This window comes from Pseudomonas sp. PONIH3 (genome assembly GCF_002934345.1).
Taxonomy (GTDB): Bacteria; Pseudomonadota; Gammaproteobacteria; order Pseudomonadales; family Pseudomonadaceae; genus Aquipseudomonas; species Aquipseudomonas soli.
This window is the reverse complement of record NZ_CP026386.1, coordinates 2,825,783-2,844,334: the sequence shown is the minus strand read 5'-3', so window position 1 is coordinate 2,844,334 and position 18,552 is coordinate 2,825,783. Positions and strand designations below refer to the sequence as shown.

The following is an 18,552-nucleotide window of genomic DNA, read 5'->3' as shown; positions in this document are numbered from 1 at the left end:
CCACCCTGCGAGCACCTCATGGAGTGCGTCTGGCGGAGTCAGACCTCAAGCGGCTGTTTCTCAAGCACGCGAAAAACCTTCAAGGCCTGCTCTCGCGCAAGGTGTGCGACTCACTGCTGGCCGCTGACCTGGTGCAGGACAGTTTCCTGCGCATGGCCGAGCAGCAGTGTACCGAGACGATCGACAACGCCCAGGCGTACCTCTATCGCACCGTGCACAACCCGAAGATCGATCACGTGCGTTAGCAGCAATGGCGCAAGACCGACACGATGCCCCACGAGGCTTTCGAGGCGCTCGTCGAGGATGGCCCCGGGCTCGAGAGCGAGCCGTGCGCGAGCAGCACCTGCGTCGGTTGCAGGCGATCCTCGGCGAGTTGCCCGAGCGCACCCGGGAGATCTTCCGCCTCAACCGCCTGGAAGGCATGACCCACGCCGAGGTCGCCAGGGATCTGGGGATCTCCGACAGTTCGGTGCAAAAGCATCTGGCCAACGCCCTGGCCTATGTGATGCCGTGCCTGCAGGAAACCGAATGACCAACGGTTTACGGTCCTGGTTGCAGCTGCGCTATATGGCGGGGGGCTGGAGGCCGGTGATCTGAATGTGTTGAATCGGTACTTTGTGGCTCACGGCTAAAGCGATCATAGGATTCCACGCATCTTCCCATACAAAAAAAGAGCCGACGATGCGCGTCGGCTCCCCTCGGTGACCGTCCTGGTCAGCGATCAGTGTTCGGCAACCGCTTTGCGCCTGGGCGTCTCGTTGCCGTGCTCGTCCAGTTCCAGCACCGGTACCTCGTTGCCCTCGGCGTCGAACAGCTTGCCGTCCTTGAAGTAGTCGCCATCACGCAGGGCCGAAATATCGGAGTACTGGATGGTGCGCTCGTAGGCCGCGGCGAACACCGACTGGTTTTCCGAGTTGCCGGTGGTGAAGTGGTTGAACATCAGGTTCAGCAGAATTGCCATGATCGCCGCCGAGCTGATGCCGGAGTGGAAGATTGTTTCGAACCAGCTGGGGAAGCTGTGGTAGAAGTTCGGCGCCGCGATCGGGATCATGCCGAAGCCAAGCGAGGCGGCGACGATGATCAGGTTGACGTTGTTCTTGTAGCTGACTTTCGACAGGGTACGGATTCCGCTGGCGGCCACGGTGCCAAACAGCACGATACCGGCGCCACCGAGTACCGGGGTAGGCACTGCCGCAATCACCCGGCCCATGATCGGCAGCAGGCCGAGCACCACCAGGATCACGCCGCCGGTGGCCACCACATAGCGGCTCTTCACGCCGGTGACTGCCACCAGGCCCACGTTCTGGGCGAAGGCGCTCTGGGTGAACGAGCCGAAGATCGGCGCCAGGATGCTCGATGCCATGTCGGCGCGCAGGCCGTTGCCCAGGCGCTTGGAGTCGACCTTGGTGTCGATGATTTCACCGACCGCCAGGATGTCCGCCGAGGTTTCCACCAGGGTCACCATGATCACGATGCACATCGACAGGATCGCGGCGATGTGGAAGGTCGGCATGCCGAAGTGGAACGGGGTGGGGAAGGCGAAGATCGGGCCTTCGGTGACCTTGCTGAAATCGGCCATGCCCAGCGACCAGGCGATCAATGTGCCGGCGACCATCGCCAGCAAGATCGACAGGCGCGAAATGCTCGCGCTGCCGAGCTTGCTCAGCAGCAGGACGATGGCGAAGGTCAGCGCCGCCAGGCCGATGTTGGCCATGCTGCCGAACTCTGGCGAGGCGCTGTTGCCGCCCATCACCCAGCGGGCCGCGACGGGCATCAGGGTCAGGCCGATGGTGGTGATGACGATGCCGGTCACCAGGGGCGGGAAGAACTTGGTGATGCGCGAGAACACCGGGGTAATCAGGAAACCGATCAACGAAGCTGCCATTACCGCGCCCAGCACCGCCGGCAGGCCACCGCCGCCCTGGCTGCCAAGAATCGCGCCCATGGTCGCCACGCCCGCGAACGACACGCCCTGGACCAATGGCAGCTGGCAGCCGAAGAACGGCAGCCCAAGGGTCTGCAGCAATGTCGCCAGGCCACCGGCGAACAACGAGGCAGCAATTAGCAGCCCGATCTCCGCCGGCGCCAGGCCGGCGGCCTGGCCGAGGATCAGGGGTACGGCGACGATCCCTCCATACATGGTCAGGACATGCTGCAGCCCGTAGGCCAGGTTGGCGCCGAGGCCGAGGTTTTCGTCCTCGGGGCGCGGGGCGGGAGACGTGCTGGGGGACGTGGTCATTGGAGCAGGCTCTCTGTTTATTGTTGTGCCGCTACTGTAGACAACTAGCGCAAATAATTGCCACTAAAATTGTATACAAAGTTTTGATCGTAGCGTCGTAAAGGATGCATCCAGGGTGCCTGAAACCTGGATGCACGTTGCGTTCCAACCTGCGAGAGGCTGTTCCAGAGGGGTGTGTACAAAGGGGCTGGGAAAGGCAGGAAAGCTGTCTGGCTGGACAAGAAAGCGGTCACAGCCAGATTGTTAGCAGGCTAAGAGATATCAATCTTCGATGAGTTCGCGCAGCTCGCGCATCATTTCGGTGCTGTCCGCCAGGTTCAGTTCCACAAGACGGTGCAAATGGGTCATCGAGTCGATGTCGATGTGCAGGCAGATGAAGCCCAGGCGCGTGGACTCGTCGTGGCGCAGTTCGACCTGCATCCTGACCTGGGTTTTCTTGTCGTTGAGGTGGATGACTGCGTCGAAGTCCTGGGTGGGGTCCGCATCCCAGGGTTCCGGGCGCTCTACCAGCAAGCCCTTAAGCGACAGGTCGAGGAGCTTCACCGGCCAGCGACGTTCGCCCTGGCGCAGTTCGGTAGGGGCATCGAAGGCGATGCGCTGGAAACGGCGGCGTTCGTCGTGGGAGCTAGTCATGGCTGGATCCTCGTCAGATCTTCTGACTATAGCCCAGCCATGGCCGTCCCTTTCGGAGGATTAACCGGAGGCTATTTGCCGCCGACGATGTTCACATCGCTGCAGTTGTAGAAGCCTTCGCCGGCCGGGTCCTTGCGCTGCCAGCGGCTGTAGATGACACGCTTGCCGATGTGGTTCTTGAGATCGACCTCAAGCTCGTAGTACCCATTTACTGGTGGCACGTCGCCGATTTCCTGCACCAGTTCCAGATCGTCCCACTTCAGCGCGCGCTCTGCGGGGTTGTAGCCAGGCTTGGACACATAGATTTCCCAGTAACTGGGGTTATGCACGGCCTCGATCTTGTAGCTCATGTGCACTTTGTTGTCGGCCCCCTTGCGCAGTTCCTGGGTGGCCCACTCGGCAGGTTGGTCCAGGCCGCTCTTGTCGTTGACCAAGAGGTACAGCCAATTCGAATCCAATTTCAACTTGCGCAAAATTTCGAGGAGTGCGTTCCTGACCTTGCTTAGTGAATCCGCTGCCACGACATTGCCCGCCGAGCACAACTGGCCGTCGGGGATAGCCTTCTTGACTTCTTCGATTTTGTCGTACTCGGGGATGTTCTTCGACACTTCGTGCCATTGGATGAACTGATAGGTCGCCTGTTGGGCGTTGTTGTCGAACTTGCGGTAAACGTGTTGGTACGCCGCTTTGCAGCCTGGACTCTTGATACCTGAGCCATCTTCTGGCCAGTGGTAGTCTTGTGCGTTGAAGCAAGCCAGTTGGCGCGCCACGGGTACTTCCATGGCGCCATGCATTGGCTCGATGGGGGCGGCATGGGCAGGTATCGCCGCAGTGGCGAGCAGGCCGATGAAAGAGGTGTGAAGCAGGTACTTGGTCTTCATTGTGAACATCCTTGTGTATTCAAGACCTGTTCAAAATGCACTCTGGACTGTGGCCCGACAACTGGCAGAATTACCAGGTGAGTTGCGGGAACAACGCTCTAGGTCGGAGCCCCTGGGGTAGCAAGGACGCTCATCTGGATATGGTAATGGAGGCGAGCAGGCCCTAGACTCAGAGGGCTGTCTATTCCAACCACTTAAGCTGGAAGCATGCCATGAACAACAATAACAGCCTGCTACGCCATATCCCGTGGCTGGCGCTGGCAGTCATAGGGGCCTGCGCGCTGGGCGTCGTCGCCCTGCGTCGCGGTGAGGCGATCAATGCCTTGTGGATCGTCGTCGCGGCAGTGGCCATCTACCTGGTTGCCTACCGTTACTACAGCCTGTTCATCGCCACCAAGGTGATGCAGCTCGACCCACGCCGGGCCACGCCGGCGGTACTCAACAATGATGGCCTGGACTACGTCCCGACCAACAAGCACATCCTTTTCGGCCACCACTTCGCCGCCATCGCCGGCGCCGGCCCGCTCGTGGGCCCGGTGCTCGCGGCGCAGATGGGCTACCTGCCCGGCACGCTGTGGCTGATCGCTGGCGTGGTGCTGGCCGGCGCGGTACAGGACTTCATGGTCCTGTTCCTGTCCACACGGCGCAACGGCCGCTCGCTGGGCGACATGGTCCGGGAAGAGATGGGCCGCATACCGGGCACCATCGCCCTGTTCGGTTGCTTCCTGATCATGATCATCATCCTCGCGGTGCTCGCGCTGATCGTGGTCAAGGCCCTGGCCGAGAGCCCGTGGGGCATGTTCACGGTGATCGCGACCATCCCGATCGCGATGTTCATGGGCATCTACATGCGCTACATCCGCCCGGGCCGCATCGGTGAAATCTCCATTGTCGGCGTGGTCCTGCTGCTGCTGTCGATCTGGCTGGGGGGCCAGATCGCCGCGGATCCGGTGTGGGGCCCGGCGTTCACCTTCACCGGCGTGCAGATCACCTGGATGCTCGTGGGCTACGGTTTCGTCGCCGCTGTGCTGCCGGTGTGGCTGGTACTGGCGCCGCGCGACTACCTGTCGACCTTTCTCAAGATCGGCACCATCGTCGGCCTGGCCATCGGTATCCTGATCATCGCGCCCGAGCTGAAGATGCCGGCGCTGACCCAGTTCACCGACGGTACCGGCCCGGTGTGGAAGGGCACCCTGTTCCCGTTCCTGTTCATCACCATCGCCTGCGGCGCGGTGTCCGGCTTCCACGCGCTGATCTCCTCGGGGACCACGCCGAAGCTGCTGGACAACGAAACCAACGCCCGTTACATCGGCTACGGCGGCATGCTGATGGAGTCGTTCGTCGCCATCATGGCCATGGTTGCCGCCTCGGTGATCGAGCCGGGCGTGTACTTCGCCATGAACAGTCCGGCCGCAGTGGTCGGCGCCGACGTCGCTTCGGTGGCGCAGACCGTCAGCAGCTGGGGCTTCATGATTACCCCCGAGCAGTTGGAGGCCACTGCCCGCGACATCGGCGAGCACACCATCCTCGCCCGTGCCGGTGGCGCGCCGACCCTGGCGGTCGGTATCGCGCAGATCCTGCACCAGGTGCTGCCGGGCGAGAACACCATGGCGTTCTGGTACCACTTCGCCATTCTGTTCGAGGCACTGTTCATCCTCACCGCAGTGGACGCCGGTACTCGTGCCGGGCGCTTCATGCTGCAGGACCTGCTGGGCAGCTTCGTTCCGGCGCTCAAACGCACCGAGTCGTGGGGGGCCAACCTGCTCGCGACCGCCGGTTGCGTGGCCATGTGGGGTTACCTGCTGTATCAAGGCGTGATCGATCCGCTGGGGGGTATCAACACCTTGTGGCCGCTGTTCGGTATCTCCAACCAGATGCTGGCCGGTATCGCCCTGATGCTCGGTACCGTGGTACTGATCAAGATGAAGCGTCAGCGCTATATCTGGGTCACCCTGGTACCTGCGGTATGGCTGCTGATCTGCACCACCGCCGCGGGCCTGATCAAGCTGTTCGACCCGAACCCAGCTGTGGGCTTCCTGGCGCTGGCCAAGAAGTACAGCACCGCGCTGGACGCCGGCCAGGTGCTGGCGCCTGCCAAGGATATCGGTCAGATGCAGCACGTGATCTTCAACGCCTACACCAACGCTGGCCTGACGATCCTGTTCCTGGTGGTGGTGTTCAGCATCCTGTTCTTCGCCCTCAAGGTCGGCTATGCCGCCTGGGGCCGCAAGGAGCGGACCGACAAGGAAACCCCGTTCCAGGCCCTGCCTGACGCTTGAGAGGAATGCCGCGATGTTCAACGACCTGGGTCGACTGGGCAAGTACCTGGGGCAGGCAGCCCGCCTGATGGTCGGCATGCCCGATTACGACAACTATGTCGAGCACATGCAGACCAAGCACCCGGACAAGCCGGTGATGAGCTACGAGGCGTTCTTCCGCGAGCGCCAGGAAGCGCGTTATGGTGGCAAGTCCGGGCCCAAGTGCTGTTGAACCCGCGACACGCGTGAACCAGTGGGAGCCCGGGCAACCGGGCTCCCACTTTCATTTTCAGCTGCAGGAGACAACCGCGTGCAAACGCCGATTCCCGTTACCGTGCTGACCGGCTTTCTCGGTGCCGGCAAGACCACACTGCTCAAGCACATGCTCAAGGCCGAGCACGGCCTGAGGCTCGCCGTGATCGAGAACGAGTTCAGCGAGGCCGGCATCGACAGCCAACTGCTGGGCGATGAGCCAGTGCAGGTCATGACCCTGGCCAACGGCTGTGTGTGCTGCAGCATCCATGGCGACCTGACCCGTGCCCTGTACCTGCTGCTCGAACGCCTGGACGCCGGCGAGATCGCCTTTGATCGCCTGGTGATCGAGTGCACGGGCCTCGCCGACCCGGCACCCGTGGCACAGACCTTCTTCATCGACGAAGAGCTGCGCGAGCGCTATATCCTCGATGGCATCATCACCCTGGTCGACACCGCCCACGCCGAACTGCACCTGACCCAGGCCATCGCCCAGGCCCAGGTCGGCTTTGCCGACCGTCTGCTGCTGAGCAAGACCGATCTGGTCGAGCCGCAGGTGGTCGATGCCCTGCGCGAGCGCCTGGCGTGCATCAATGGCCGGGCGACGATTCGCGTGGTCGAGCACGGTCGCATCGACCTGGCCGAGCTGCTCGATGTGCGAGGGTTCAACCTCAACCCGGACCTTGGCATCAGCCCCGGGCCCAGCTTGCGCCCGGTCCTCAAGCCCGCCACCCCGGATCGCATTTCGACGCTGGTGCTGTGCACCGAAACACCGTTGGATATCGATCGGCTCAGCGACTTCATGAACGAGCTGCTGGAGGAGCACGGCAAACAGCTGTTGCGCTACAAGGGCGTGTTGAATATCGCGGGTGAAGATCGCCGTTTGGTGTTCCAGGGAGTGCTGAAGCTGTACGGCTTCGACTGGGACGCCGAGTGGAAGGAAGGCGAGCTTCGGGAAAGCGTGATGGTGTTCATCGCCGATGAGCTGCCGGAGGAAAGGATTCGGGCTGGTTTCGAAGCTTTGAGCCACGCCTGATTGGGATACAGCCGACTGTTCGATGCCGCCGTAAGGCGGCATTTTTTTGGCCTCGTTTCAGCGATCAGGCCAGTCGAGGTGGCCGCTTGCAGGAGGTACTTTTTTTGGTACACTTGGCCGCGTCGGATCTAAAAATAAATGTGCAGTTCTTCTGTAGTGCGTTGGGTAATGAGCCCGTGAGGGAGTGGCTAAAGGGCTTGGCACGTGAAGAACGCTATCTGATTGGCATGGAAATCAAGACCGTTCAGTTGGGATGGCCACTTGGCATGCCCTTGGTCAGAAAGCTGGAGCACGGGCTTTGGGAAATCCGTATCGACATGGGGCATGTCGTTGCCCGTGTACTGTTCACGATCATGGATGGCGTGATGTTCATGCTCCATGGATTCATCAAGAAAAGCCAGAAAACGCCTTCAGCAGATCTGGCCCTGGCCAGGCAACGCAAGGCCAGCTTACGGAGGTCAACTACATGAACCCGCATATCGGTTCGAACTTCGATGATTTTCTCGCCGAAGAGGGCATCCTCGAAGAGGTCACGGCGGCTGCGCTGAAACGGGTGATCGCCTGGCAACTGACGCAGGCGATGAAGCAGCAAAAGATCAGCAAGAAGGCTTTGGCCGAGCGTATGCACACCAGTCGGGCGGCGGTCGATCGAGCCTTGGATCAGACAGACGCTGGCATGACCTTGGCAACGTTGGCTAGCGCTGCCAGGGCCTTGGGGCAGCGCGTGGAAATACGTCTCGTACCGGATGTCGCGCCAGCCCGATGAAGTACAAACATGAAAAAGCCCGGCACAAGGCCGGGCTTCTTCATTTCAGGCGTCTGCCAATCAGTTGCCGTACACCGGCAGCTTCTTGCAGATGGCCTTGACCTTCTCACGTACGGCGTCGATCACCGCTTCGTTGTTCAGGTCGGCCAGGATGTCGCAGATCCAGCCGGCCAGTTCACGGCACTCGGCTTCCTTGAAGCCACGGGTGGTAACGGCTGGGGTGCCGAAACGCAGGCCCGAAGTGACGAACGGCGAACGTGGGTCGTTCGGTACCGAGTTCTTGTTGACGGTGATGAAGGCCTTGCCCAGAGCGGCGTCGGCGTCCTTACCGGAGATTTCCTGCTTGATCAGCGACAGCAGGAACAGGTGGTTCTCGGTGCCGCCGGAGACGACGTCGAAGCCACGCTCGATGAATACGCTGGCCATGGCCTGGGCGTTTTTCACGACCTGCTGCTGGTAGGCCTTGAACTCAGGCTGCAGGGCTTCCTTGAAGCAGATCGCCTTGGCAGCGATGACGTGCTCCAGCGGGCCGCCCTGGGCGCCCGGGAAGACGGCGGAGTTCAGCTTCTTCTCGATGTCGGCGTTGGCACGGGCCAGGATCAGGCCGCCACGTGGACCGCGCAGGGTCTTGTGGGTGGTGGTGGTGACCACATCGGCGAACGGCACAGGGTTCGGGTACACACCAGCGGCGACCAGGCCGGCGACGTGAGCCATGTCGACGAACAGGTAGGCACCGACCTTGTCGGCGATTTCGCGGAAGCGTGGGAAATCCAGCACTTGCGAGTAGGCGGAGAAGCCGGCAACGATCATCTTCGGCTTGTGCTCGACAGCCAGGCGCTCGACTTCGTCGTAGTCGATCAGGCCGTTGGCGTCGATGCCGTACTGGATGGCGTTGTACAGCTTGCCCGAGGAGGAAACGCTGGCACCGTGGGTCAGGTGGCCGCCGTGGGCCAGGCTCATGCCCAGGATGGTGTCACCGGCCGACAGCAGGGCCAAGTAGACAGCGGCGTTGGCCTGGGAACCGGCATGCGGCTGGACGTTGGCGTAGTCGGCGCCGAACAGCTCCTTGGCGCGGTCGATGGCCAGCTGCTCGACGACGTCGACGTACTCGCAACCACCGTAGTAGCGCTTGCCTGGGTAGCCTTCGGCGTACTTGTTGGTCAGAACCGAACCCTGGGCCTCCATGACCGCCGGGCTGGTGTAGTTTTCCGAAGCGATCAGCTCGATATGCTCTTCCTGGCGCAGGGCTTCTTGCTGCATGGCTTCGAAGAGCTCGGCGTCGTACTTGGCAATGGTCAAATCACGGCTGAACATGGCGGTCCTCAAGGATCGGGCAGAATTGGGGGAGCATTCTAACCGATTGATTCGCCGCTGGCATATGAAGTGGCATCAAGTCGCGGACCAATGGGCTTCATGTTGCAGGCCGCGTGGCGACTGGGCTGGAGTTGACTTTGAGGTCCGGTTTTTTCCAGGTTGCATGAGGTCTGGTGGGCGCGAAGACCCCGCGCAGCGCCTACTGGAACATGAACAACGTCTCGTTGCTGAACTGGGCCTCGAACTGGTTGGCGGGCATCGGTCGGCCGAACAGGTAGCCCTGCACCTCGTCACAGCCGTGTTCGCGCAGGAACTCCAACTGCTCATGAGTTTCCACGCCCTCGGCGATCACCGCCAGGTTGAGGCTGTGGGCCATGGCGATGATCGCCCGGGCGATCTGTGCGTCCTGTTCGCCTTCGGGCAGACCATCGACGAAGGTGCGGTCGATCTTCAGCACGTCGATGGGGAACTGCTTGAGGTAGTTGAGCGACGAGTAGCCGGTGCCGAAGTCGTCGACCGCGATGCTCAGGCCCAGGTTCTTCAGGCTGTCGAGGATCTGCATGGCCTCGTTGACCTCGCGCATCAGGATGCTTTCGGTCAGCTCCAGCTCCAGGCACGCCGGCGGCAGCCCCGTTTCGTCGAGGATAGTTGCGATGCGCGTGCCCAGCTGGCCGTCGGAGAACTGCCGGGCGGAGATGTTCACCGACACCTTGGGCACACGCACTTTCTGCTGGTGCCAGGCCTTGAGCTGACGGCAGGATTCGCGCAGTACCCAGTCGCCAACGTCGACCACCAGGCCCAGCTCCTCGATCACCGGGATGAAGTCGCCCGGCGGCACCAGGCCGCGTGTCGGGTGGCGCCAGCGCAACAGCGCCTCGGCGCCGGTCAGGCGCTTGCCGTCGCCGCTGAACTGTGGCTGGTAATAGAGGATGAACTCGTTCTGCTCTAGTGCATGGCGCAGGTCGCTTTCCAGTTCCAGACGCTCCAAGGCGCTGGCGTTCATGTCCGCTTGGTAGAACTGGAAGTTGTTCTTGCCGCGTTCCTTGGCGTGGTACATCGCCGTGTCGGCGTTCTTCATCAACTGGCTGAGCTCGCTGCCGTCCTGTGGGCTCAGGGCGATGCCGATACTGGCGGTGACGAAGAACTCGCGGTTTTCCAGCACGAACGGGGTGACCAGCCCGTCGAGGATGTGCTCGGCAACATGGATGGCGCGGTTGAGGGCCTGCTCGCGGCTGGCCTTGGGCTGCAGCAGCAGGGTGAACTCGTCGCCGCCCATGCGCGCCACGGTGTCGTCGTCGTCGACGCAGGCCAGCAGGCGCTCGGCCATGTCCTTGAGCATGCGATCGCCCGCCGCATGGCCAAGGGAGTCGTTGATCGGCTTGAAGCGGTCGAGGTCGAGGAACATCAGCACCACCCAGGCCTTCTGGCGCTCGGCCTGTTGCAGGGCGGTGTACAGGCGGTCCTGGAACAACGTGCGGTTGGGCAGGTGAGTGAGGGCATCGTAGTAGGCCAGGCGGTGGATGCGCTGCTCGCTGGCCTTGCGTTCGCTGATGTCGGTGAAGAAGCACACATAGCTGGCCAGGTCGCCTTCATCGTCGAGCACCGCGGTGATGCCTACCCACGCCGGGTAGTGCTCGCCGTTGCGCCGTTTCAGCCAGACCTCGCCTTCCCAGCTGCCGCGCTGGCTCAGTTGCTTGAGCACGTAGCCTTGCTGGGCGTTCTGTTGCTGCTCGACGGTGAGCATGCCGGGGAGCTGGTCGAGCACCTCGGCCACGGCATAGCCGCTGACGCGGGTGAATGCTTCGTTGGCCTGGACGATATAGCCGGCCGGGTCGGTAATGAGGATCGCCGAGGTGGAGTGCTCGAACACGGTCGCGGCCATGCGCAGGTCTTTTTCGGCCCGGCGTTGCTGGCTGATGTCGCGGCCCACGCCGAGCACCCCCTCGAAGCGCTCGTGTTCGTCCCACACCAGCACCAGGCGCAGCTCGATGGGGATCTTGCGGCCGTCGGCGCGCAGGCAGTCGAACAGGAACAACTGCGTAGGCAGGGTACTGCGCAACTGGGCCAGTTGCGTGCTGTCGTCCAGCACCTGGCTGACGCGCTCGAGCAGGTTGTAGACACCGCTGAGCTGGGCCGGGTTGGCAATGATCGACTGCCAGCCGTTGGCAAAGATCCAGTCGGCCTGGTAGCCCAGCACCGCCTGCACCGAGGGGCTGACATAGTTGAGCTGCAGCTGGCTGTCGGTGGAGAAGATCACGTCGCTGATGCTCTCGGCGAGCATGCGGTAGCGCTGTTCGCTGTCGCGCAGCGATTCGCTGGCTTCGATCTGCACGGTGACATCCTTGCCCACGCCGATGATACGTGTGACCAGGCCTTCGCTGTCGCGGGTCAGCACCTGCTCGCGGATGTCGTAGCACCGCCAGCCACCGTCGCGATGGCGGAAGCGCAACTGGCAGTGCAGCGACTGGCCATAGCCGGTGTCGCGCTGCTGCTGGCGCAGGGCGCGGTAGTGCTCGGCATCGCCGGGATGCAGGAGCATCTCCCAGAAGCGGTCACCCATCTGTGCCAGCTCCGCGCGGTCGTAACCGAGGGTCTGGCCGAGGTGGCGGTTGCTGAAGATCATCCGCTGGCTGTCAACGTCCTGCACGTAGAGCTGGTCGGGCACGGTACGCACCACGTCCGACCAGAAGCCCTCGCGTTCGAGCAGCGACAGCTCCACCTGCTTGCGGCTGGTGATGTCGCTGATGCTCAGGATTACCGCCTGGTAGTCACGGCGCTGCTGCGGCAGTCGGGCCATCAGCCACAGGTGCAGTTCACCACCGAGCGGGGCGGGTAGGCGGACCTCCAGTTCGAGTTGCTGGCGCTCTTCGATCAGCGCGTCGATTAACTGCATGCCGATACTGTCGCGGCTGTCCCCGCTGCCATCTATCAGGCGCTGCCAGGCGCCAGCGTGGGAGTCGACGTTGAGCAGTTGGCGGGCCACCTGGTTGATCTCGGTGATCTTCAGTTCCGCAAGCAAGGTGCGGCGCAGCTTGGTGTCCAGGGCCAGGCTTTGCTTGAGCGCGGCGCGGTTGCGCAGGTGGTAGCGGTCGAGCTGCCCCGGCAGGCTGGAGAGATCGAGCACGCACAGGGCCACGCCGGTGCCCTCGAAGATTTCCTGGTAGCGCCGACGGTCTTCCTGCAAGGCGCGTTGGCGACGGCGCATGTTGATCAGCGCCAGTACCGGCAGCAGCGCGCAGAACAGCACCAGCACGCATTTGCCGAGCAGCGCCGGCAGCAACCTGTCGCGGGCCAGGCCGGCATCGAACAGGCCACGCAGTTGCCAGGTGCTGTTGTCGATGAAGGCAAGCATCACGCTTTGCAGAGGATCTTCGCTGGTCTGCCGGTGCCCGTGGCGCTCGATGACCTCGCCGCTGCGGCTGTTTTCCAGCAGCCACAGGGGATGGGTGGGGCCGTCAAGGTGACGGGTCAGCTCCTGGTAGTAGTCGCGGCTCAGGCGCAGCAGCCAGTAGCCGCGGTCTTGCTCGGTCGGCTGGCGCAGCAGCAGGTAGAGCCGCTGATTGTCGGCATCGTTGCCATAGAAAAATGCCCTGCCCTGATTCAGTTGCAGCAGGTCGTCAATCAGCTGACGGTCGGGTGAGCCAGCGAGGGTGTCGCTGCGCACCTGCCCGGTGGCGTCAAGCCAGGCCAGGTCGCGCAGGGCCGGCAGGCGGGCCTGCAAGGTGGCGAGCAGGCTGGGCAGGGCGACAGGCGCCGGAGGTTTGACGTAGGGCTGGACCAGGTTCAGTGATTGCTGGGCCTTCAGCGCCATGTTCAGGCTCAGATGGTCGGCCAGTTCGGCACTGGTGGCCAGGCTCTGCTGGCGCAGGTCGGCCTGGGTATGGCGGAACTGGGCGAACAGTTGCCACAGCAGCAAACCCAGCAGAATCAGGGCGAGCAGGGCCAGCGCCCCCTTGAGCGAGCCACGCAGGTGCGCGCCGGCCGTGGAATCGGCAGGACGCAGGGATGACGGTTGCGTGAGATTGGTCAAGCGTTGGGTCCTGCGATTGGGCTGACGATGGCAGGGGTTGCGTTCTCGCGGCATGCACGGCCCGTGCCGTGGCTGCTGGGCGCACTATAAGGCGCACGCGGGAAGCCGACTAGCATGCCTTCAAATATGGCAAAGTGCCAGTCCGCATGTCCGATGCCGACCCGCAGTTGGTCATGCCGGTTCGGCAAGTCCCTGCAACCTGTGCGAGAATGCCGCCCGCTTCATAGTCAACGCATCGGAGATGTACGGTTTTGGTTACCCACTATTCCACCAATGGCCTCGATTCCGCCTGCGGGCGTAGCAGTCAGACGCTGGTCAGCACTGCCTTGGCCGAGGACGTATCCTGCAAGACCTGCCAGCGCTCGCTGGCCAAGCCGGACGCGGCTGCCGCCAGTGCCAACAAGACGCCGTCGCTGGCCGAGCTGCGCAAGTCGGCCAAGGCTGCCGCCGAGCCGGTCGCCCAGGTTGCCGCACAACCCACCGCCAAGCCCACTGCCGCGCCTGCCAAGACCGTGAGCAAGCCGGCTGGCAAACCTGCCCGCAGTGGCGGCTTCAGCGTCAAGTCCGCCTGGGCCGCGCGCCTGGCCGAGCAATCGGACCGTTGCCGCCTGCCGCGTGGCAAGGCCAGGCAGTCGCACGTCTGAGCCTGCGCCAAGCCCGCCCCACCCGTGCCGGCGTGGGCGCGGGCTTGCCCCGCGAAGGCCGCCGGGCGGCCCCGCCATCTACCCCATCTGTGCAACGCCGCGACTTGGCGTAGAATGGCCCACTTTATTCAATGACCCCGTAATCACATCCCCTGGCCAATGCCGGGGCGCGTGTATTTACCTATCTGATAGAGGGCTTGGTTTTGGCTCAATACGTCTACACCATGCATCGGCTGAGCAAGGTCGTGCCGCCGAAGCGGGAAATTCTCAAGAATATTTCCCTGTCGTTCTTCCCGGGAGCCAAGATCGGCGTGCTGGGCCTGAACGGCGCTGGTAAATCGACCCTGCTGCGGATCATGGCGGGCGTCGACAAGGAATTCGACGGCGAAGCCCGTCCGATGCCCGACATCAACGTCGGCTACCTGCCCCAGGAGCCGCAGTTGGACCCGAGCAAGACCGTGCGTGAAGTGGTCGAGGAAGCGGTCAGCGTGATCAAGGACGCCCAGGCCCGCCTGGACGAGGTCTACGCCGCTTACGCCGACCCGGATGCCGACTTCGACAAGCTGGCCGCCGAACAGGCCAAGCTCGAGGCCATCCTGCAGGCCGCCGACGGTCACAACCTCGAGCGCCAGCTGGACGTCGCCGCCGATGCCCTGCGCCTGCCGGCCTGGGAGGCGAAGATCGAGCACCTGTCCGGTGGCGAGAAGCGCCGCGTGGCCCTGTGCCGCCTGCTGCTGTCGGCCCCCGACATGCTGCTGCTCGACGAACCGACCAACCACCTGGACGCCGACTCGGTAGCCTGGCTGGAGCGCTTCCTGCACGACTTCCCCGGTACCGTGGTGGCAATCACCCACGACCGTTACTTCCTCGACAACGTCGCCGGCTGGATCCTCGAACTGGACCGCGGCGCCGGCATCCCGTACGAAGGCAACTATTCGGGCTGGCTGGAAGCCAAGTCGGACCGTCTGGCGCAGGAATCCAAGCAGCAGAGCGCCCACGAGAAGGCCATGAAAGAGGAACTGGAGTGGGTGCGCAAAGGCGCCAAGGCCCGCCAGTCCAAGTCCAAGGCCCGTCTGCAGCGCTTCGAAGAGATGCAGTCGCAGGAATTCCAGAAGCGCAGCGAGACCAACGAGATCTACATCCCGGCCGGTCCGCGCCTGGGCGACAAGGTCATCGAGTTCAAGAACGTCACCAAGGGCTATGGCGATCGCGTGCTGATCGACAACCTGTCGTTCGCCATGCCCAAGGGCGCCATCGTCGGCGTGATCGGTGGTAACGGTGCCGGTAAATCGACCCTGTTCCGCATGCTGATGGGCAAGGAGCAGCCGGACTCGGGCAGCATCGAGATCGGTGAAACCGTGCAGCTGGCCTGCGTCGACCAGAGCCGCGAAGACCTGGACGGCAGCAAGACCGTGTTCCAGCAGATCTCCGACGGCTCCGACCAGATCCGCATCGGCAGCTACGAGATCCCGTCGCGCACCTACGTCGGCCGCTTCAACTTCAAGGGCGGCGACCAGCAGAAGTTCGTCAAGGACCTCTCCGGTGGTGAGCGTGGCCGCCTGCACCTGGCCCTGACCCTGAAGGAGGGCGGCAACGTCCTGCTGCTCGACGAACCGTCCAACGACCTCGACGTCGAAACCCTGCGTTCGCTCGAGGAAGCCCTGCTGGACTTCCCGGGCGCCGCCATCGTGATTTCCCACGACCGTTGGTTCCTGGACCGTGTGGCCACTCACATCCTGGCGTACGAAGACGATTCCAGCGTGGTGTTCTTCGAAGGCAACTACACCGAGTACGAAGCCGATCGCAAGAAGCGCCTGGGCGACGCCGCTGCCCAGCCGCACCGTGTGCGTCACAAGAAACTGGCCCAGTAAGCCGGTTTTTGCTGCACAACGATGGGGCCCTCAGGGGCCCCATTTTTGTGCCTGGCTTTCAGGGATGAGAAGGGCTGCGTGGGAGCGGGCTTGCCCCGCGATTGCTGCGTTAAGGGAGAGCAGGGAGAAAGTGCACTCTCACGAGTACAGCGAGAAACTTGTATACAGTTATAGAAAACGCACCAATTAATTTCATAAAAACGACATTTCGCCCTGTTCCAGTGCGATTGGTTCTTGGTACATTCCCGAAAAAACCAAAAACAATCCCTCTCTTGGTGAGATGTCTACCATGATCGAATCTGTCGACGATTTCCTGGCCCGACTGCAACAACGCGATCCGGCCCAGCCCGAATTCCACCAGGCCGTGGAGGAGGTGCTGCGCAGCCTGTGGCCTTTCCTCGAAGCCAACCCTCACTACCTGCAGGCAGGCATTCTCGAACGCATGGTCGAACCCGAGCGTGCCGTGCTGTTCCGTGTGTCGTGGGTCGACGACCAGGGCAAGGTCCAGGTCAACCGCGGCTACCGCATCCAGATGAGCAGCGCCATCGGCCCGTACAAGGGCGGCCTGCGCTTCCACCCGTCGGTCAACCTGGGCGTACTCAAGTTCCTGGCCTTCGAGCAGGTGTTCAAGAACTCGCTGACCTCGCTGCCAATGGGCGGCGGCAAAGGCGGCTCGGACTTCGACCCGAAGGGCAAGAGCGACGCCGAAGTGATGCGCTTCTGCCAGGCGTTCATGAGCGAGCTGTACCGCCACATTGGCGCCGACCTCGACGTGCCTGCGGGTGACATCGGCGTCGGTGCCCGCGAGATCGGCTTCCTGTTCGGCCAGTACAAGCGCCTGGCCAACCAGTTCACTTCGGTGCTGACCGGCAAGGGCATGACCTATGGCGGCAGCCTGATCCGCCCGGAGGCCACCGGCTACGGCTGCGTGTACTTCGCCGAAGAGATGCTCAAGCGCCGCGACCAGCGCATCGACGGTCGCCGCGTGGCGATCTCCGGTTCCGGCAACGTTGCCCAGTACGCGGCGCGCAAGGTCATGGACCTGGGCGGCAAGGTGATCTCGCTGTCCGACTCCGAAGGCACCTTGTATGCCGAAGCCGGCCTTACCGATGCCCAGTGGGACGCGGTGATGGAGCTGAAGAACGTCAAGCGCGGTCGCATCAGCGAGCTGGCCGAGCAGTTCGGCCTGGAGTTCCGCAAAGGCCAGACGCCCTGGAGCCTGGCATGCGATATCGCGCTGCCGTGCGCGACGCAGAACGAACTGGGCGCCGAAGACGCCCGTACCCTGCTGCGCAATGGCTGTATCTGCGTTGCCGAAGGGGCCAACATGCCGACCACCCTGGAGGCTGTGGATATCTTCATCGAGGCCGGCATCCTCTACGCGCCTGGCAAGGCATCCAATGCCGGTGGCGTGGCCGTGTCGGGCCTGGAGATGTCGCAGAACGCCATGCGCCTGCTGTGGACGGCCGGGGAGGTGGACAGCAAGCTGCACCACATCATGCAGTCGATCCACCATGCCTGCGTGCACTACGGCGAGGAGGCCGATGGCAGCATCAACTACGTCAAGGGCGCCAATATCGCCGGCTTTGTGAAGGTGGCTGACGCGATGCTGGCCCAGGGCGTGGTCTGATTCGATAACTTGCGGCCGCTTCGCGCCGAAAGGGGCGCGAAGCGGCCGCGATGATTTCAGCACTCACCCAGAATGGCCAGTACCTCGATCATCTGGTCCCCCGCCGGCCGTCGCCACAACACTTCATCCCCAGGCCCGGCGCCCAGAAGCGCCTGCCCCAGCGGCGAGCCCCAGTTGACCAATCCTTGGGCGGCATCGGCCTGATCCTCGCCCACCAGTTGCACCTGATGCTCCTGGTCATGTTCATCGACGAACCGCACCAGGCTGCCGATCTGCACCTTCTCCGTGGACGTTACAGCAGGTACCACCTGCGCGCTCTGCACCCGAGCGGTGAAGTAGCGCAGGTCACGCTCGGTATCGGCCAGCCGCTGCTTGTCGGCATCGCCTTCGGCCTGCAGCGCGGCGCGCAATGCATTGAGCGCGGCCACTCGCTGCTGCAACTGTGCCAGGCCGTTGGCGGTGACGTAATTGGGCTGGTCGCTGACCAGGCGCTCGACCGGCTGGCTGGCCTGGGCGGCGGCCTGGTCTTCATTGACGAATGCTCGGCTCATGGTTGGCCTCCTTGTGCTGGAGACCATGGTGGCAGGCTGCGGGTTTCAACAGTTGTCCATTTACGACGTCAGTTGCGGCGGTATGCACGGGCCGCACCTTGGTCTTTCTCCTTCTGCCAGTCGCGGTCACGCTCGTCCCAATAGCGTTCGCGATACTCGCGCAGGTCTTCGTTGGACTGCATGGCGTGGCACTGGCGAAAGCCATCGTCCCAGCCGCTTTCGTACTGGCGGTTATTCAGGTAGCGCGGGACATCCTTGCGGAAGTCGCCGGCCATCAGCCCGGCGGCCTGGCGACCGCTGCTGCAGCCGTCCTGGAAGCCGTCGGCATAGGCGGGCGGGTAGCCCTGGTTGACCATTTGTTCATGGGTGGTTTCGCAACCCGCCAGCAGCAAGAGAAACAAGGCTAACCAGTACCGCGACATGACCACAGGACCCTCGGATTGATAC

Annotated in this window: 17 protein-coding genes; 10 read left to right on the top strand and 7 right to left on the bottom strand. The window is 63.0% G+C overall.

Annotated elements, in window-relative coordinates:
- Positions 1-23: 23 nt before the first annotated feature.
- Positions 24-245: an RNA polymerase sigma factor gene (locus C3F42_RS29885; protein WP_256586298.1), complete on the top strand. Its 222-nt coding sequence runs from the start codon at positions 24-26 to the stop codon at positions 243-245.
- A gap of 5 nt (positions 246-250) precedes the next feature.
- On the top strand, positions 251-532 hold the full coding sequence (locus C3F42_RS29880) for a sigma-70 family RNA polymerase sigma factor (protein ID WP_232888034.1): 282 nt from the start codon (positions 251-253) through the stop codon (positions 530-532).
- A gap of 189 nt (positions 533-721) precedes the next feature.
- On the opposite strand, the gene C3F42_RS13175 is transcribed toward C3F42_RS29880, so the two are convergent.
- The 3 genes from C3F42_RS13175 to C3F42_RS13165 form a co-directional block, all read right to left on the bottom strand.
- A complete protein-coding gene (locus C3F42_RS13175; protein ID WP_023630301.1) occupies positions 722-2,239 on the bottom strand; it encodes a nucleobase:cation symporter-2 family protein in 1,518 nt (505 codons plus the stop codon).
- A gap of 261 nt (positions 2,240-2,500) precedes the next feature.
- Positions 2,501-2,872: a PilZ domain-containing protein gene (locus C3F42_RS13170; protein WP_104444528.1), complete on the bottom strand. Its 372-nt coding sequence runs from the start codon at positions 2,870-2,872 to the stop codon at positions 2,501-2,503.
- 71 nt (positions 2,873-2,943) lie between these two features.
- Positions 2,944-3,753, bottom strand: coding sequence for a lytic polysaccharide monooxygenase (locus tag C3F42_RS13165; protein WP_158659567.1), 810 nt, complete (start codon positions 3,751-3,753; stop codon positions 2,944-2,946).
- A gap of 212 nt (positions 3,754-3,965) precedes the next feature.
- Between C3F42_RS13165 and C3F42_RS13160 the strand changes: the two genes are divergently transcribed.
- From C3F42_RS13160 to C3F42_RS13140, 5 genes are all read left to right on the top strand, one after another.
- Positions 3,966-6,032, top strand: coding sequence for a carbon starvation CstA family protein (locus tag C3F42_RS13160; protein ID WP_038707324.1), 2,067 nt, complete (start codon positions 3,966-3,968; stop codon positions 6,030-6,032).
- Positions 6,033-6,045: 13 nt separating this feature from the next.
- Positions 6,046-6,243, top strand: a complete 198-nt coding sequence (locus C3F42_RS13155; RefSeq protein WP_008094130.1) for a YbdD/YjiX family protein — start codon at positions 6,046-6,048, stop codon at positions 6,241-6,243.
- Between the two features lie 78 nt (positions 6,244-6,321).
- On the top strand, positions 6,322-7,299 hold the full coding sequence (yjiA, locus tag C3F42_RS13150; protein WP_104444526.1) for a GTPase: 978 nt from the start codon (positions 6,322-6,324) through the stop codon (positions 7,297-7,299).
- An 86-nt stretch (positions 7,300-7,385) separates the two neighbouring features.
- The gene (locus C3F42_RS13145; RefSeq protein ID WP_236661040.1) at positions 7,386-7,769 is read left to right on the top strand and encodes a type II toxin-antitoxin system RelE/ParE family toxin; all 384 of its coding nucleotides are present in this window, start codon (positions 7,386-7,388) and stop codon (positions 7,767-7,769) included.
- A complete protein-coding gene (locus C3F42_RS13140; RefSeq protein ID WP_094010329.1) occupies positions 7,766-8,065 on the top strand; it encodes a helix-turn-helix transcriptional regulator in 300 nt (99 codons plus the stop codon). The genes C3F42_RS13145 and C3F42_RS13140 overlap by 4 nt, the downstream gene beginning before the upstream one ends.
- 60 nt (positions 8,066-8,125) lie before the next feature.
- Here the strand turns inward: C3F42_RS13140 and glyA are convergent, their stop codons facing one another.
- Positions 8,126-9,379, bottom strand: a complete 1,254-nt coding sequence (glyA, locus tag C3F42_RS13135; protein ID WP_094010328.1) for a serine hydroxymethyltransferase — start codon at positions 9,377-9,379, stop codon at positions 8,126-8,128.
- A 199-nt stretch (positions 9,380-9,578) separates the two neighbouring features.
- Positions 9,579-13,409 carry a GGDEF and EAL domain-containing protein gene (locus tag C3F42_RS13130; RefSeq protein ID WP_094010327.1) on the bottom strand — a complete coding sequence of 1,277 codons (3,831 nt, stop codon included), beginning with the start codon at positions 13,407-13,409 and terminating at the stop codon, positions 9,579-9,581.
- 251 nt (positions 13,410-13,660) lie between these two features.
- Between C3F42_RS13130 and C3F42_RS13125 the strand changes: the two genes are divergently transcribed.
- The 3 genes from C3F42_RS13125 (at position 13,661) to gdhA (ending at position 17,554) form a co-directional block, all read left to right on the top strand.
- Complete coding sequence (locus C3F42_RS13125; RefSeq protein ID WP_094010326.1) at positions 13,661-14,053, top strand: hypothetical protein; 393 nt, start codon at positions 13,661-13,663, stop codon at positions 14,051-14,053.
- A gap of 203 nt (positions 14,054-14,256) precedes the next feature.
- Complete coding sequence (ettA, locus tag C3F42_RS13120; protein WP_038707327.1) at positions 14,257-15,924, top strand: energy-dependent translational throttle protein EttA; 1,668 nt, start codon at positions 14,257-14,259, stop codon at positions 15,922-15,924.
- Positions 15,925-16,213: 289 nt separating this feature from the next.
- On the top strand, positions 16,214-17,554 hold the full coding sequence (gene gdhA / locus C3F42_RS13115; RefSeq protein ID WP_046857193.1) for an NADP-specific glutamate dehydrogenase: 1,341 nt from the start codon (positions 16,214-16,216) through the stop codon (positions 17,552-17,554).
- A 56-nt stretch (positions 17,555-17,610) separates the two neighbouring features.
- On the opposite strand, the gene C3F42_RS13110 is transcribed toward gdhA, so the two are convergent.
- Both C3F42_RS13110 and C3F42_RS13105 read right to left on the bottom strand, forming a co-directional pair.
- Positions 17,611-18,105, bottom strand: a complete 495-nt coding sequence (locus tag C3F42_RS13110) for a GreA/GreB family elongation factor (RefSeq protein ID WP_094010325.1) — start codon at positions 18,103-18,105, stop codon at positions 17,611-17,613.
- 68 nt (positions 18,106-18,173) lie between these two features.
- Positions 18,174-18,527, bottom strand: a complete 354-nt coding sequence (locus C3F42_RS13105) for a hypothetical protein (RefSeq protein ID WP_023631415.1) — start codon at positions 18,525-18,527, stop codon at positions 18,174-18,176.
- Positions 18,528-18,552 lie beyond the last annotated feature (25 nt).

Excerpts from the sequence above, each read along its gene's own strand:
- C3F42_RS29880 (WP_232888034.1), top strand. The coding sequence starts at position 251 with ATGGCGCAAGACCGACACGATGCCCCACGAGGCTTTCGAGGCGCTCGT.
- C3F42_RS13175 (WP_023630301.1), bottom strand. The coding sequence starts at position 2,239 with ATGACCACGTCCCCCAGCACGTCTCCCGCCCCGCGCCCCGAGGACGAA.
- C3F42_RS13170 (WP_104444528.1), bottom strand. The coding sequence starts at position 2,872 with ATGACTAGCTCCCACGACGAACGCCGCCGTTTCCAGCGCATCGCCTTC.
- C3F42_RS13165 (WP_158659567.1), bottom strand. The coding sequence starts at position 3,753 with ATGAAGACCAAGTACCTGCTTCACACCTCTTTCATCGGCCTGCTCGCC.
- C3F42_RS13160 (WP_038707324.1), top strand. The coding sequence starts at position 3,966 with ATGAACAACAATAACAGCCTGCTACGCCATATCCCGTGGCTGGCGCTG.
- C3F42_RS13155 (WP_008094130.1), top strand. The coding sequence starts at position 6,046 with ATGTTCAACGACCTGGGTCGACTGGGCAAGTACCTGGGGCAGGCAGCC.
- C3F42_RS13140 (WP_094010329.1), top strand. The coding sequence starts at position 7,766 with ATGAACCCGCATATCGGTTCGAACTTCGATGATTTTCTCGCCGAAGAG.
- glyA (WP_094010328.1), bottom strand. The coding sequence starts at position 9,379 with ATGTTCAGCCGTGATTTGACCATTGCCAAGTACGACGCCGAGCTCTTC.
- gdhA (WP_046857193.1), top strand. The coding sequence starts at position 16,214 with ATGATCGAATCTGTCGACGATTTCCTGGCCCGACTGCAACAACGCGAT.
- C3F42_RS13110 (WP_094010325.1), bottom strand. The coding sequence starts at position 18,105 with ATGAGCCGAGCATTCGTCAATGAAGACCAGGCCGCCGCCCAGGCCAGC.
- C3F42_RS13105 (WP_023631415.1), bottom strand. The coding sequence starts at position 18,527 with ATGTCGCGGTACTGGTTAGCCTTGTTTCTCTTGCTGCTGGCGGGTTGC.